Source organism: Klebsiella pneumoniae (assembly GCF_000742135.1).
In the GTDB taxonomy this organism is placed as follows: domain Bacteria; phylum Pseudomonadota; class Gammaproteobacteria; order Enterobacterales; family Enterobacteriaceae; genus Klebsiella; species Klebsiella pneumoniae.
The window spans coordinates 3735421-3750045 of sequence record NZ_KN046818.1; the positions used below are offsets into that span (position 1 = coordinate 3735421).

Below are 14625 nucleotides of genomic sequence, written 5' to 3' on the forward strand. Positions count from 1 at the left end.
CTTTAGGCGTAGGGTGGACACATTTTTCAGTGTCCTGGCCGGGCGCCGCCCGGTAAGCAAGATATTGGCAGTTAACATATTCCTGGGGGATAAATGAGCGCGGGAAGCACCAAATTTACCGTCAGCCGTATTGCGGCTCTTTCACTGGTTTCACTCTGGCTGGCCGGGTGTACCAACACCAATAATCCGCCTGCGCCGGTTAGCTCTGCCGGCGGCGCCGCCTCTTCCAGCACCAACTCCGGCATGCTGATTACGCCGCCACCCTCCGGCGTCAAGTCCGCTCCTCAGGCGCAGCCGATTCAGCCGATGCAGACCCAGACCATTCAGCCGCAGCCGGCGCCGGTGGCGCAGGAGCCGGTACAGACGGTAAATGGCCGGATCGTTTACAACCGCAAATATGGCGATATTCCGAAAGGTAGCTATACCGGCGGCAGTACCTATACGGTAAAACGCGGCGACACGCTATTCTATATCGCCTGGGTCACCGGCAACGATTTCCGCGACCTGGCGCAACGCAACAACATCCCGGCCCCGTACGCGCTGAACGTGGGGCAGGTACTGCAGGTCGGTAACGCCTCAGGCCAGCCGATCACCGGCGAAAACGCCGTTTCTCAGGCCAGCGCCAGAGCGAGCGGCGGTGCGACGACCAGCACAACTTCTGCACAAAAATCGACCGCGGTGGTTGCTTCACAACCGACTATTACGTATTCTGAATCTTCAGGTGAACAGAGTGCTACCAAGATGTTGCCTAATAATAAACCAGCGACCACAACCACAACGGTTGTCGCGCCGGTGACGGCACCAACAACGGTGAGCACAACCCAGCCGACTGCAAGCAGTACGTCAACCAGTTCGCCGATCTCAGCATGGCGCTGGCCGACTGATGGCAAGGTTATCGAGAACTTTAGCGGCGCGGAAGGCGGCAATAAAGGTATCGATATTGCAGGCAGTAAGGGACAGGCTATTGTCGCGACCGCCGATGGGCGCGTCGTCTATGCCGGTAACGCACTGCGCGGCTACGGTAATCTTATTATCATCAAACACAACGATGATTACCTGAGTGCCTACGCTCATAACGATACCATGCTGGTTCGGGAGCAACAGGAAGTCAAAGCGGGGCAGAAAATCGCTACCATGGGTAGCACCGGAACCAGCTCAACAAGGTTACATTTTGAAATTCGTTACAAGGGGAAATCCGTCAACCCGCTGCAGTACTTACCGCAGCGATAATTTGGCAAAGTACGGATAAGCGAAGCATCAGCTAACAGGCGCCAGGGCGTGTCTACGTTCCTCTCGCAGAGAGGGCAGGGGAAATCGTCCAGGCGTCGTTTGTTGATGTGCCGTGGAAGGTGCTTTGCTCAGGGATCACGGGTAGGAGCCACCTTTATGAGTCAGAATACGCTGAAAGTTCATGATTTAAATGAAGACGCGGAATTTGATGAGAACGGAATTGAGGTTTTCGACGAGAAAGCCTTAGTAGAAGAGGAACCCAGTGATAGCGATCTGGCTGAGGAAGAGCTGCTGTCGCAAGGCGCAACCCAGCGCGTACTTGACGCCACTCAGCTTTATCTTGGAGAGATTGGTTATTCCCCACTGCTGACCGCGGAAGAGGAAGTCTATTTCGCGCGTCGCGCACTGCGTGGTGATGTCGCTTCACGCCGTCGCATGATTGAAAGTAACTTGCGTCTGGTGGTGAAGATTGCCCGTCGTTACAGCAATCGTGGTCTGGCGCTGCTGGATCTGATTGAAGAAGGTAACCTCGGCCTGATCCGCGCCGTTGAGAAGTTTGACCCGGAACGTGGGTTCCGTTTTTCGACCTACGCGACCTGGTGGATCCGCCAGACTATTGAACGGGCGATCATGAACCAAACCCGTACGATCCGTTTGCCGATCCATATTGTTAAAGAGCTGAACGTCTATCTGCGTACCGCGCGCGAGTTGTCCCATAAGCTGGACCACGAGCCTAGCGCGGAAGAGATCGCCGAACAGCTGGACAAACCGGTCGATGACGTCAGCCGTATGCTGCGTCTGAACGAGCGCATCACCTCTGTGGATACTCCGCTGGGTGGCGATTCAGAAAAAGCGCTGCTGGATATTCTGGCCGATGAGAAAGAGAACGGCCCGGAAGACACCACGCAGGACGATGATATGAAGCAAAGTATCGTCAAATGGCTGTTCGAACTGAACGCCAAGCAGCGTGAAGTTCTGGCACGTCGTTTTGGTCTGCTGGGTTATGAAGCTGCCACGCTGGAGGATGTGGGCCGTGAAATTGGCCTGACCCGCGAACGCGTGCGGCAGATCCAGGTGGAAGGTCTGCGTCGCCTGCGGGAAATTCTGCAGGGACAGGGGCTGAATATCGAAGCGCTCTTCCGCGAATAAGACGTTTTCTGTCAAAAAGGCCCCCTCGAAAGTCGGGGCCTTTTTCTTTGGGCTAGCCGAGGCGGGTTTCCTGCAGATGGCGCCAGACAATTTTCCCTTCCGCTTGCTGAAAAATCGCCGTCGACCAGCGAACGTTCTGGCTGCTATCCGCCAGCGTTTGGCTTTCACGATATAGCACTGCGGCGCCGTCGTGCCACTCGCTGATGATTTCCATCTGATCCACTACGATATCTAACCCCGGACGGCTGCCGCCGGCGTGGTGGAAAAAACGGCTCACCGTTGGGTAGTCCATCTTCTCACCGCTCAAGGGGATCATGGTAAAATCGGCGGCAAAACGCTTCATCAGCGCCTCAGCGCTTCCTTCGCCATGGCTTAACCAGCGTTCGATAAGGACATGGGCATCGAGGACTTCCTGCAGATAAGGATTCATGACTTCTCCAGAGTGGTGTGCAGGCGATGGATAATCGCCCGATTATTCAGCCGCAGGCAAAACAGCAGCGGCAACAGGGTAATGACGGCGGCGCTAATAAATACCCCCTGCCAGGCGTAGGCCGGCGGGAATACCCTCAGCAGCAGGGCGAGCAGGGCGCTGCCGGCAAAGAAGCTGAGCTGGCGGTTAAGATTCCATAGCGCGCTGGCGTCAGGCATCTCTTCGGCAGGCGTATGCAGGAAAGCGCTGCTTTGCGCGGTGCTGCTGCATAAGCTGCCTCCGCCGCCCATCAGCGTAAAGGCCAGAATCAACAGCGCCAGCGGGCTGTCCGCATCGATCTTCAGCAGCAGCATGATCCCCATCGCCTGAAGCAGGCAGCCGATGACGACCAGCGGCCGGGGCCCGAAGCGGTTGAAATATCTGCCGGTAAAGGTGATGGCGGCAAACGAGGCCAGCGACCAGGGCACCATCAGGGCACCGATTGCCCCCGGCGCCAACCCGGTGACGCGTTGCAGGTAGTACATCCCCACCACGTTGACGCCAATAAACATCCCCGGCACGCAGAGGTAGATCAGCATCGCGAAGCGCAGCAGGGGATCGGCCAGCAGCGACAGTGGAAGAAAGCGAGTCGGGCGAACCGGACCGGGGGTGTCGTTCAGCCATCGCACCGCCAGCACAAAGGTTAGCAGAGCCACAGGCAGGCTGGCGAAAAAGACCCAGCGCCAGCTGAACGCCTCGACTAACAGGCCGCCGATCGCCGGCGAGCAGGCGGGGGCCAGCAGGCCGACCAGCATCACCGCCGCCGACAGCTTCGCCCGCTCATGCGGCTGAAACAGCGGCCACGTCAGCGCCTGGCCGAGGGGGATTAACAGCCCGCCGCCCATCCCCTGCAGCGTCCGCCATAAAATCAGTTCGCTCAGGCTGTTGGCAAGTCCTGCCGCCAGCGCGCCGAGGCTGAACAGCCCCAGCGAGAGTAAAAACAGCCGTTTCGCCCCCCAGCGCTCGCTGAGCCAGGCGCTGAACGGCACAACGACCGTCAGACTGAGAATATAGGCATTACTGACCCACGCCAGTTGCGAGACGGAAACCGCCAGCGCGCGGCTGATTGCCGGAAAGGCGATGCTGGCGATAAACATATTGATCAAATCGAGAAAAAAACCGAACAGAAAAACGGTGGCAACGCGGTGGCGGTAGGTCATGGTTCACTCCCTCAGACAGGCGGCTACTGTAAACCTGCCGCAGCGAGGGATAAACGGGACTAATCGGGATATACTGTCTGAATATTTTTGACAATCATCCGGACGACGATGCTTAATCTTCAGCGCGTGGCCATGTTTATCGCCGTGGTAGATGCCGGCAGTTTCACCCTGGCCGCAGCGGCGCTGGGGCAGACCAAGGCGGTGGTCAGCTTTAACGTACGGCAGCTGGAAAATGAGCTGGGGGTGACGCTGCTGCTGCGTTCGACGCGGCGTTTGCGGCTCACTGACGCCGGGGTGCTGTTCTATCAGCGCGGGGTAGCGCTCCTGAACGCGGCGGAAAATCTCCAGGATGAGGTGCGGGCCAGCCATAGCGGCTTAAGCGGGGAGCTCCGGATCACCACCACGCCGGAGTATGGCGCGCAGGTTATCATTCCAGCGCTGGCCGCGTTCGCCCGTCGTCATCCGGCGCTGCGGGTGCGCCACGTCTCCTCCTCCCATCATGCCGACCTCATTTCAGAACGATTTGATGTGGCGATACGCCTCGGTACGCTGGCCGATTCCCGCTATCGTGCGACGCGGATAGCCAGTTTCGCGATCCTGCCCGTCGCCTCTCCGGCCTGGCTGGCAAGCCATCCGGTGCAGACGCTGTCCGATCTGGCGCAAGCTGAGTGGATTATTCACGAGCGCCTGCCGACGCCGCTGCGCTGGCAGCTGCGCACGGATCACCAGACAGAGGTGGATTTCGCGATAGCCAGCGCGCCGCGGTTTTCTGCTGATAGCGCTACGGCGCTGATGAGCTTTGCTCTGGCGGGATGCGGCGTCGCCTTGCTGCCCGCATGGCTGGTAGCCAAAAAGGTGGCGCAGCGGGAGCTGGTGCCGCTCCTGCCGGAATACCATTTCCCACAGCAGGGCGTGTATGCCCTTTATCCCGACTCGCAGCATTTGCCGACCCGGGTGCGGGCATTTATTGACTTCCTGCGCGAGAAGGTCGGTTAAGCGCCCGTTCAGGGCGCCATCATTTTGTGCACCAGCCGGGAGAACTGCTCGCGCTCGTCATCGCTCAGGCGGCCGAGAAACTCGTCATCGACCTCATTGCCCTGCGGAATGGAACGGTTAAGCAACGCCTCGCCTTCGTCGGTCAGATAGACAAAACGGCGGCGTTTATCGGCCGGATCGTGCTCCCGGCGCACCAGGCCGCGCGCTTCCATTCGGCTGAGCATCTCCGCCAGCGTAGCCTTGGTGCTGACCGCCGCTTCAATCAGCGCCACCTGTTCGATCCCGGGGTGCTCCGCTACCGAGCGCATCACCGCATACTGAGGTTTAGTCAGGTCCGGCAACGCCTGCTGCCAGCGGGCGGTATGCTGTTGAAAAAGCTGGCGCAGCAGGTGGAATGCTTCGTTTCGTAACTCCATGAATACTCCGTAACAAAACTGTCACCTCTATGATAGCCGTTCGTACGCCTTTTTATACCCTTTCTGCGTTTTGATTAAAAATGCGCACGTATACGAACGATCTTGCCAATAAGGGCTGGAGGGGGTAGTTTAAATATAAAGTTCGTACACGAACAAAAGTAATGAGGTCTGGAATGAAACTGATTATTGGGATGACGGGGGCCACCGGGGCACCGCTTGGGGTGGCATTGCTGCAGGCGCTGCGCGATATGCCGGAGGTGGAAACCCATCTGGTGATGTCGAAATGGGCCAAAACCACCATCGAGCTGGAAACGCCCTGGACGGCGCGCGAAGTGGCCGCGCTGGCGGACTTTTCCCACAGCCCGGCAGACCAGGCCGCCACCATCTCATCCGGTTCATTTCGTACCGACGGCATGATCGTTATTCCCTGCAGTATGAAAACGCTTGCAGGCATTCGCGCGGGTTATGCCGAAGGACTGGTGGGCCGCGCGGCGGACGTGGTGCTCAAAGAGGGGCGCAAGCTGGTGTTGGTCCCGCGGGAAATGCCGCTCAGCACGATCCATCTGGAGAACATGCTGGCGCTGTCCCGCATGGGCGTGGCGATGGTCCCGCCGATGCCAGCTTACTACAACCACCCGGAGACGGTTGACGATATCACCAATCATATCGTCACCCGGGTGCTGGATCAGTTTGGCCTCGACTATCACAAAGCGCGCCGCTGGAACGGCTTGCGCACGGCAGAACAATTTGCACAGGAGATCGAATAATGGCTTTTGATGATTTGCGCAGCTTTTTGCAGGCGCTGGATGACCAGGGACAACTGCTGAAAATCAGTGAAGAGGTGAACGCTGAGCCCGATCTGGCGGCGGCCGCCAATGCGACCGGACGCATCGGCGACGGTGCCCCGGCGCTGTGGTTCGATAATATTCGCGGCTTTAACGATGCTCGCGTGACGATGAACACCATCGGCTCGTGGCAGAACCATGCCATCTCGCTGGGCCTGCCGCCTAACACGCCGGTGAAAAAGCAGATTGATGAGTTCATTCGCCGCTGGGATAACTTCCCGGTGACGCCAGAGCGCCGCGCCAACCCGGCGTGGGCAGAAAATACTGTTGATGGCGATGATATCAACCTGTTCGATATTCTGCCGCTGTTCCGCCTCAACGATGGTGACGGCGGTTTCTACCTCGATAAAGCCTGTGTCGTTTCGCGCGATCCGCTGGATAAAGATAACTTCGGTAAGCAAAACGTCGGTATCTACCGCATGGAAGTGAAAGGCAAGCGCAAGCTCGGCCTGCAGCCGGTACCGATGCACGATATCGCGCTGCATCTGCACAAAGCGGAAGAGCGTGGGGAAGATCTGCCGATCGCCATTACCCTCGGTAACGACCCGATTATTACCCTGATGGGCGCCACGCCGCTGAAATACGATCAGTCTGAATATGAGATGGCTGGCGCGCTGCGCGAGAGCCCGTATCCCATCGCTACCGCGCCGCTGACCGGCTTTGATGTACCCTGGGGTTCGGAAGTGATCCTCGAAGGGGTCATTGAAGGGCGTAAGCGTGAGATCGAGGGGCCGTTCGGTGAATTTACCGGTCACTACTCCGGCGGTCGTAACATGACGGTAGTGCGTATCGACAAAGTCTCTTATCGCAGCAAACCGATTTTTGAATCGCTCTACCTAGGTATGCCGTGGACCGAGATTGACTATCTGATGGGCCCGGCGACCTGCGTACCGCTGTATCAGCAGCTGAAGGCCGAATTTCCGGAAGTGCAGGCGGTCAACGCCATGTACACCCATGGTCTGCTGGCGATCATCTCCACCAAAAAACGCTACGGCGGTTTTGCCCGCGCGGTGGGCCTGCGGGCGATGACCACTCCCCACGGCCTCGGCTATGTGAAGATGGTGATCATGGTTGATGAAGACGTCGACCCGTTCAACCTGCCGCAGGTGATGTGGGCGCTCTCCTCGAAGGTTAACCCGGCGGGAGACCTGGTGCAGTTGCCGAACATGTCGGTCCTTGAACTTGACCCAGGCTCCAGCCCGGCAGGCATTACCGACAAACTGATTATCGACGCCACCACCCCGGTTGCGCCGGACCTTCGCGGCCACTACAGCCAGCCGGTGCAGGATCTGCCGGAAACCAAAGCCTGGGCTGAAAAACTGACCGCTATGCTGGCCAACCGTAAATAAGGAGAAGAAGATGATTTGTCCACGTTGCGCCGATGAAAAGATTGAAGTCATGGCGACCTCGCCGGTGAAAGGGGTCTGGACCGTGTATCAGTGCCAGCACTGTCTTTACACCTGGCGAGATACCGAGCCGCTGCGCCGCACCAGCCGCGAACACTATCCGGAAGCGTTCCGCATGACGCAGAAAGATATCGATGAGGCGCCGCAGGTGCCGCACGTACCGCCGCTATTGCCGGAAGATAAGCGTTAATGAAAGGGGCCCGCTAAGTCGGGCCTTTTTTATATTTAGTACAATTATGGAAATTATTTTTTCATTAAATTAAAAAATTACGTGAAGGGTTAATATACCGGGATGACTTTGCGAGCCTGCATCCAGATTATTATAAAATTCGTCTGATTAATTCCTTGCAGATAAATTTCACGCCCTGACGAGTGTAGAATTGCGGCGGGTGCTTGAGGCTGTCTGGCCTTGAGCATTACCAGGCCCCCAGACAGACGAAAGCCCCAGGAGATATTTCTATCAACTGAGGCTAGCGAATGAACATAGACAATTCAGATGTTAGTCTCTTCTTTGCAGGGAGGCAAGATATGCTGACAAAATATGCCCTTGTGGCAATCATCGTACTCTGTATTACGGTACTGGGATTTACGCTGTTGGTGCACAGCTCACTATGCGAGCTGAGTATTAAAGAGCGTAATATTGAGTTTAAAGCTGTTCTCGCTTACGAATCGAAGAAGTAGCATCCGCGCGGGGGCAACCCCGCGTATGGGTTGTCAGGACGCATCCTCTAGCACCCATTTTTTTGTTTACTAAAACGGCAGCGCTTCACAGCGCTGCCGTTTTTCACCTTAATGGGTGGCTAGACCAGGCTTTTCAGACGGTAGATCCACTCCAGCGCCTGACGCGGGGTCAGGGAGTCCGGATCAAGATTCTCCAGCGCCTCAACCGCAGGCGAGGTCTCTTCCGGGGCGGCGAGTAGCGACATCTGCGTGCCGTCGACCTGGGTCGCCGCCGCGTTGGGCGAGATACTCTCCAGCTCGCGCAGTTTCTGCCGCGCGCGCTTGATCACCTCTTTCGGCACCCCCGCCAGCGCGGCGACCGCCAGGCCATAGCTCTTGCTGGCCGCGCCGTCCTGCACGCTGTGCATAAAGGCGATGGTATCGCCGTGCTCCAGGGCGTCGAGGTGGACGTTGGCGACGCCTTCCATTTTCTCCGGCAGCTGGGTGAGCTCGAAGTAGTGGGTGGCGAACAGGGTCAGCGCCTTGATTTTGTTGGCCAGATTTTCCGCACAGGCCCACGCCAGCGATAGCCCATCGTAGGTGGACGTGCCGCGGCCAATCTCATCCATCAGCACCAGGCTATGCTCGGTGGCATTGTGCAGGATATTGGCGGTTTCAGTCATCTCCACCATAAAGGTCGAGCGGCCGCTGGCCAGGTCATCCGCCGCGCCGACGCGGGTGAAGATGCGATCGATCGGGCCAATTTCTACTTTCTGCGCCGGGACGTAGCTGCCGATATAGGCCAGTAGCGCAATCAGCGCGGTCTGGCGCATATAGGTACTTTTACCGCCCATGTTCGGCCCGGTAATGATCAGCATCCGCCGCTGCGGCGCCAGCTGCAGCGGGTTAGCGATAAACGGCTCTTTCAGCACCTGCTCGACCACCGGGTGACGGCCTTCGCTAATGCGAATGCCTGGCTTATCGCTAAAGGTTGGGCAGCAATAGTTCAGGGTTTCCGCACGTTCCGCCAGGTTGACCAGCACGTCCAGCTCGGCCAGCGCGCTGGCGCTGGTTTGCAGATCGGCGAGATGCGGCAGCAGCAGGTCGAACAGTTCGTCATAAAGCTGTTTTTCCAGCGCCAGCGCTTTGCCCTTGGAGGTCAGCACCTTATCTTCGTATTCCTTCAGCTCAGGAATAATGTAGCGTTCGGCGTTTTTCAGCGTCTGGCGGCGCACGTAGTGGATCGGCGCGAGGTGGCTCTGGCCGCGGCTGATCTGGATGTAGTAGCCGTGGACGGCGTTGTAGCCGACTTTCAGGGTATCGAGGCCCAGCCGCTCGCGCTCGCGGATCTCCAGTTTATCGAGATAATCGGTGGCGCCATCGGCCAGCGCCCGCCACTCGTCCAACTCTTCGCTATAGCCCGGGGCGATGACCCCGCCGTCGCGGACCAGCACCGGCGGGGCGTCGATCACCGCGCGCTCCAGCAGTTCGCGCAGTTCGGTGAACTCGCCCATTTTCTCGCGCAATTTTTGCACCGGCTGACTGTCAACGTCGGCCAGCAGCTCACGCAGCAGAGGCAGTTGCTGCAGGGCATGACGCATGCGGGCAAGATCGCGCGGCCGGGCGGTACGCAGCGCCAGACGCGCCAGAATACGCTCCAGATCGCCGACCTGGCGCAGCACCGGCTGCAGCTCGGTATAGCGCTCCTGCAGCGCGCCGATGGTCTGCTGGCGCTCCACCAGCACGGCGGTATCGCGGACCGGCATATGCAGCCAGCGCTTGAGCATCCGGCTACCCATCGGCGTCACCGTACAGTCGAGTACCGAGGCCAGGGTGTTGTCGGTGCCGCCGGCCAGATTCTGGGTGATCTCGAGGTTACGGCGGGTGGCGGCATCCATAATGATGCTGTCCTGCTGGCGTTCCATGGTGATGGAGCGGATGTGCGGCAGCGAGGTACGCTGGGTGTCTTTGACATACTGCAGCAGGCAGCCGGCGGCGCACAGGCCGCGCGGGGCGTTTTCGACGCCGAAGCCGACCAGATCGCGGGTGCCGAACTGCAGGTTTAGCTGCTGGCGCGCGGTGTCGATTTCAAATTCCCACAGCGGGCGACGGCGCAGACCGCGGCGGCCCTCGATCAGCGACGATTCGGCAAAATCTTCCGCATACAGCAGTTCCGCCGGGTTGGTGCGTTGCAGCTCTGCCGCCATGGTTTCGCGGTCGGCCGGTTCGCTCAGGCGAAAGCGCCCGGAGCTGATATCCAGCGTCGCGTAGCCGAAGCCCTTGCTGTCCTGCCAGATGGCGGCCAGCAGGTTGTCCTGGCGCTCCTGCAGCAGCGCTTCATCGCTAATGGTGCCCGGGGTGACGATACGTACCACTTTACGCTCGACCGGCCCCTTGGTGGTGGCCGGGTCGCCAATCTGCTCGCAAATGGCCACCGACTCGCCCTGATTGACCAGTTTGGCGAGGTAGTTCTCTACGGCGTGGTGGGGGATGCCGGCCATCGGAATGGGTTCGCCCGCGGAGGCGCCGCGCTTGGTCAGCGAGATATCGAGCAGCTGCGAGGCGCGTTTCGCATCGTCATAAAATAGCTCGTAAAAATCCCCCATCCGGTAAAACAGTAGAATGTCAGGATGTTGCGCCTTTAGCTTGAGATACTGCTGCATCATTGGGGTGTGCGAGTCTAAATTTTCTATTGTACTCATCGGCTTGAGATGTCCATTTTCTTAATTTTTAATGAGTTAGTGATATTTGTTGTTGTCATTGAGTTTCACGTTGTCTCATCGAATATCATGAAATCCTACATTTAAATGTAGGTTAAAGTGTAGCTTGCCAACCTATAGCCTGGTAAAATATGGGCACATACAGTGCAACCTACATTTATGTTCATGACTGCATAAGATGCATGATAACGGAGTCTTTATGGCAGGAAAACAAGAGGGAAGGCCACTTTCGTTTAAAGCGGTAGAAATGATGAAGCCAGGCGACAAAGATAAGGCTGATGTAGGCGAAAATCGTGGCTTACGTGTCTCCTGTGGTGCAACTGGGGTTAAGTCTTTTTTCTATCGTTACACAAGTCCTCTGACTGGCAAGCTAGCTCAGGTTAAAATTGGTAACTTCCCGCAGACTTCTCTCGCCGCTGCACGTCTTAAACTCCACGAATTAAAGCTCCTCCGACAGGAAGGTCGGTGCCCTGCGACTGAACTCAAAAAAGATAAGCTCCAGCGTGCGATTGAAGCTGAACAAGCTAAGATCCCTGAATTGACCGTACAGGGATTAGTTGAATTGTATCTTACTGAACGTATTGAGGATCGTAAAACGAAGGATGGGAAGGTCATTCCCGGTGCCAGAAAGCTGAAAGGGCAGGCTGAGGTTCGTCGTACTCTCTATGGTGACGCTGTTAAAAGCTTAGGAACCCGAAATGCTGCTGAGATTACGCGTCAGGATGTCATCAATTTAATTAATGGCATTGTAGCCCGAGGTGCAACCGTACAGGCTGGTAATGTTCTGAGGGAGCTTTCACTCGCATATGAATTTGCAATTGGCCTTGGACGTTTTAATGATAATTTTGCGAACCCGGCGCTGTTAGCAAAATCCAGCTTACCACAGACCAGAATTAAGCTCACAAACGGACGAGGAACACGAGTACTGAGCGAGGACGAGCTTGCTAAATTCCTTAAATGGCTTCCGGGTTCGGCTTACACACCAACGATCAAAAACGTGTTACGTCTGACTCTCTGGACTGGGTGTCGTACTGGTGAAGTCTGCAATATGGCATGGAAGGATGTTGATCTTGAAAAAGGCACTATTCATCTGCGAGAAACTAAAACAGGGATAGAGCGCTACGTACAGTTATCTGATCAGGCAATCGACTTTCTCAAAGTACTACGGCTTACCTCTGACAAATATCTATTCCCTTCGCAAGCCACAAAGAAGCCAATTCAGCAGAAGTATCTAACTGAAAACTCATGGCGTTTACGTGAAAGCGGTCAAATGCTTGATATACCTCATTGGACGCCGCACGATCTGCGTCGTACAGTACGAACGGGGTTATCTCGTTTGCAGTGTCCAAATGAGATAGCAGAGGCCGTATTGGGGCATACACGTGGCGGCGTTGAAGGTATTTATAATCTGTATAAGTATGATTCTGAGTGCCGGAAGTGGTTGCAGGTGTGGGCGGATTATTTGGATGACCTGATAAAATAACAAATACAGATGTATTATTAATTTATGTTGCTGCAACAGAAGGGATTTTTCATGCTTAGCGATTTCAACACCGAACAGCAAACTCTAATTGAGAAATTATCATTAGTTGATGATCTAGAAGCTTGGGCAACTTATACCAGACATCTTGAAAAAGAAGAGAAGAAAAAAATTTACGAGTGTGCCAGACGTTTGTGGATAAAACGTAAATTACTTGATGGTAGTTTGCTTTTACATCCTAATGTTCGAAGTGATTTAATTGAGCGAGAGTATAGACCATTATCTATTCATAAGAAAATGATTTGGGCTAGTGTATTAGTCTCTTATAAGGGTGAAGATAGTAAGGCGTATTTTAAAAGAATAAAAGGGAAGATAATTAAAAAATATGGTCTCAAATGGTGGAAAGATGTTGATAGTAGAATAAAGCCAGCTTATGCAGCGCAGCAACGTATTTTAAAGCGTGTTGGTGCTCTTGGTCCGGGGGTAAAATACTTTTCCTCACGAAGTTCGTTTGTAGGCAGCATGTTAAATGATGAGCTTGATGCAGCATTAAGAATGATTCCAGAGGATTAAGAGAAAACGCAATGAAGTTACCTTTTAAACGTTGAACCGTGATTTAATAGTTATCTTATTGATATAACTGTTTTATTTTATTCATGTTTTTGTATGTACTTATCATTGTACTCATTTTGGAGTTTGCTTGCATTAGTAATGCGAAGGTCGCAGGTTCGGCTCCTATTATCGCGCCATTGCTTCAAGATCCTTATAAATAAATTTTTGATACTTAAAAAACTGCATTTTATTCATCTATAAAAATCGGCAAATCATCCCTCATAGCTGCCGTTATGGTTGATATGGTAATTGGGATGTTAACTGTAAGTGAATCGCCACGGGTTTAACAGACACCTCGGAGTCATTTAAGATGGCTTAAAGAGAGGTGCCCATGAGCGGTAAGCGTTATCCCGAAGAGTTTAAAATTGAAGCAGTCAAACAGGTTGTTGATCGTGGTTATTCTGTTTCCAGCGTTGCAACACGTCTCGATATCACCACCCACAGCCTTTACGCCTGGATAAAGAAATACGGTCCGGATTCTTCCACTAATAAAGAACAGTCAGATGCTCAGGCCGAGATCCGCCGTCTCCAGAAAGAGCTGAAGCGGGTTACTGACGAACGGGATATATTAAAAAAAGCCGCGGCGTACTTCGCAAAGCTGTCCGACTGAGGTACGCCTTCATCCGTGACAACATCTGTTGCTGGCCTGTTCGCCTGCTCTGTCGGGTGCTGGATGTTCATCCCAGTGGTTTTTACGCCTGGTTTAAGCAACCGTATTCTCAGCGCCACCAGGTAGATCTGAGACTGACGGGACAGATCAAACAGTTCTGGCTGGAGTCCGGTTGCGTTTATGGTTATCGCAAGATCCATCTGGACTTGCGGGATAGCGGGCAACAGTGCGGAGTGAACAGAGTCTGGCGACTGATGAATCGTGCCGGGATAAAGGCTCAGGTCGGGTACCGGAGCCCGCGGGCACGCAAAGGCGAGGCCAGTATCGTATCGCCCAACAGGCTCCAGCGACAGTTCAATCCGGATGCTCCGGATAAGCGTTGGGTAACGGACATAACCTACATCAGGACCCACGAAGGCTGGCTGTATCTTGCCGTGGTTGTTGATCTGTTCTCACGCAAAATTATCGGCTGGTCAATGCAATCCCGGATGACAAAGGACATTGTCCTGAACGCACTGCTGATGGCTGTATGGCGGCGTAATCCCCAAAAACCGGTGCTGGTTCACTCGGACCAGGGCAGTCAGTACACAAGCCATGAGTGGCAGTCGTTTCTGAAATCACACGGCTTGGAGGGGAGTATGAGCCGTCGCGGTAACTGTCACGATAATGCGGTTGCAGAAAGCTTTTTCCAGTTGCTGAAACGCGAACGGATAAAGAAAAAGATCTACGGAACGCGGGAAGAAGCCCGCAGCGATATTTTTGATTACATCGAAATGTTTTATAACAGTAAGCGTCGGCATGGTTCAAGCAATCAGATGTCACCGACAGAATATGAAAACCAGTATTATCAACGGCTCGGAAGTGTCTAGATT

General features: G+C 55.1%; 14 protein-coding genes. 10 read left to right on the plus strand and 4 right to left on the minus strand.

The genetic code is table 11. The annotated features are described in order from the left end of the window. Positions 1 to 93 precede the first annotated feature (93 nt). Together nlpD and rpoS are read left to right on the plus strand one after the other, a co-directional pair. Positions 94 to 1230, plus strand: a complete 1137-nt coding sequence (gene nlpD, locus DR88_RS08000) for a murein hydrolase activator NlpD (protein WP_004149542.1) — start codon at positions 94 to 96, stop codon at positions 1228 to 1230. Between the two features lie 156 nt (positions 1231 to 1386). Next, positions 1387 to 2379 carry an RNA polymerase sigma factor RpoS gene (gene rpoS / locus DR88_RS07995; protein ID WP_002915106.1) on the plus strand — a complete coding sequence of 331 codons (993 nt, stop codon included), beginning with the start codon at positions 1387 to 1389 and terminating at the stop codon, positions 2377 to 2379. A 52-nt stretch (positions 2380 to 2431) separates the two neighbouring features. On the opposite strand, the gene DR88_RS07990 is transcribed toward rpoS, so the two are convergent. Both DR88_RS07990 and DR88_RS07985 read right to left on the minus strand, forming a co-directional pair. After that, complete coding sequence (locus tag DR88_RS07990; RefSeq protein WP_002915104.1) at positions 2432 to 2809, minus strand: hypothetical protein; 378 nt, start codon at positions 2807 to 2809, stop codon at positions 2432 to 2434. After that, a complete protein-coding gene (locus tag DR88_RS07985; RefSeq protein ID WP_004149539.1) occupies positions 2806 to 4008 on the minus strand; it encodes an MFS transporter in 1203 nt (400 codons plus the stop codon). Before DR88_RS07985 ends, DR88_RS07990 begins: the two co-directional genes overlap by 4 nt. A 108-nt stretch (positions 4009 to 4116) precedes the next feature. Between DR88_RS07985 and DR88_RS07980 the strand changes: the two genes are divergently transcribed. Further along, positions 4117 to 5004, plus strand: coding sequence for a LysR family transcriptional regulator (locus DR88_RS07980; protein WP_025861030.1), 888 nt, complete (start codon positions 4117 to 4119; stop codon positions 5002 to 5004). A gap of 8 nt (positions 5005 to 5012) precedes the next feature. Here DR88_RS07980 and DR88_RS07975 read toward each other — a convergent pair whose 3' ends face one another. Continuing rightward, positions 5013 to 5420, minus strand: a complete 408-nt coding sequence (locus DR88_RS07975; RefSeq protein WP_002915102.1) for a MarR family winged helix-turn-helix transcriptional regulator — start codon at positions 5418 to 5420, stop codon at positions 5013 to 5015. 173 nt (positions 5421 to 5593) lie between these two features. Here DR88_RS07975 and DR88_RS07970 point away from each other — a divergent pair, with 173 nt between their 5' ends. The 4 genes from DR88_RS07970 (at position 5594) to DR88_RS07955 (ending at position 8352) form a co-directional block, all read left to right on the plus strand. Then, a complete protein-coding gene (locus DR88_RS07970; protein WP_002915099.1) occupies positions 5594 to 6187 on the plus strand; it encodes a non-oxidative hydroxyarylic acid decarboxylases subunit B in 594 nt (197 codons plus the stop codon). Continuing rightward, positions 6187 to 7614 (plus strand): non-oxidative hydroxyarylic acid decarboxylases subunit C, encoded by a 1428-nt coding sequence (locus tag DR88_RS07965; RefSeq protein WP_004151060.1) that lies wholly within the window; start codon positions 6187 to 6189, stop codon positions 7612 to 7614. Before DR88_RS07970 ends, DR88_RS07965 begins: the two co-directional genes overlap by 1 nt. 10 nt (positions 7615 to 7624) lie before the next feature. After that, positions 7625 to 7861, plus strand: coding sequence for a non-oxidative hydroxyarylic acid decarboxylases subunit D (locus tag DR88_RS07960; RefSeq protein ID WP_002915098.1), 237 nt, complete (start codon positions 7625 to 7627; stop codon positions 7859 to 7861). A gap of 338 nt (positions 7862 to 8199) precedes the next feature. Further along, positions 8200 to 8352 (plus strand): Hok/Gef family protein, encoded by a 153-nt coding sequence (locus tag DR88_RS07955; RefSeq protein ID WP_002915097.1) that lies wholly within the window; start codon positions 8200 to 8202, stop codon positions 8350 to 8352. 119 nt (positions 8353 to 8471) lie between these two features. Here DR88_RS07955 and mutS read toward each other — a convergent pair whose 3' ends face one another. After that, positions 8472 to 11033, minus strand: coding sequence for a DNA mismatch repair protein MutS (gene mutS / locus DR88_RS07950; protein ID WP_004149529.1), 2562 nt, complete (start codon positions 11031 to 11033; stop codon positions 8472 to 8474). Positions 11034 to 11250: 217 nt separating this feature from the next. On the opposite strand from mutS, the gene DR88_RS07945 reads away from it, so the two are divergent. The 3 genes from DR88_RS07945 (at position 11251) to DR88_RS07930 (ending at position 14622) form a co-directional block, all read left to right on the plus strand. After that, positions 11251 to 12534 carry a tyrosine-type recombinase/integrase gene (locus DR88_RS07945; protein ID WP_025367923.1) on the plus strand — a complete coding sequence of 428 codons (1284 nt, stop codon included), beginning with the start codon at positions 11251 to 11253 and terminating at the stop codon, positions 12532 to 12534. A gap of 51 nt (positions 12535 to 12585) precedes the next feature. After that, positions 12586 to 13104 (plus strand): hypothetical protein, encoded by a 519-nt coding sequence (locus DR88_RS07940; RefSeq protein WP_025367924.1) that lies wholly within the window; start codon positions 12586 to 12588, stop codon positions 13102 to 13104. A gap of 370 nt (positions 13105 to 13474) precedes the next feature. After that, positions 13475 to 14622 (plus strand): IS3 family transposase gene (locus tag DR88_RS07930; RefSeq protein WP_085956349.1). Its coding sequence is split into 2 segments (ribosomal slippage): positions 13475 to 13712 and positions 13712 to 14622, totalling 1149 coding nucleotides; the frame shifts between segments, so codons are not numbered across the junction. Positions 14623 to 14625 lie beyond the last annotated feature (3 nt).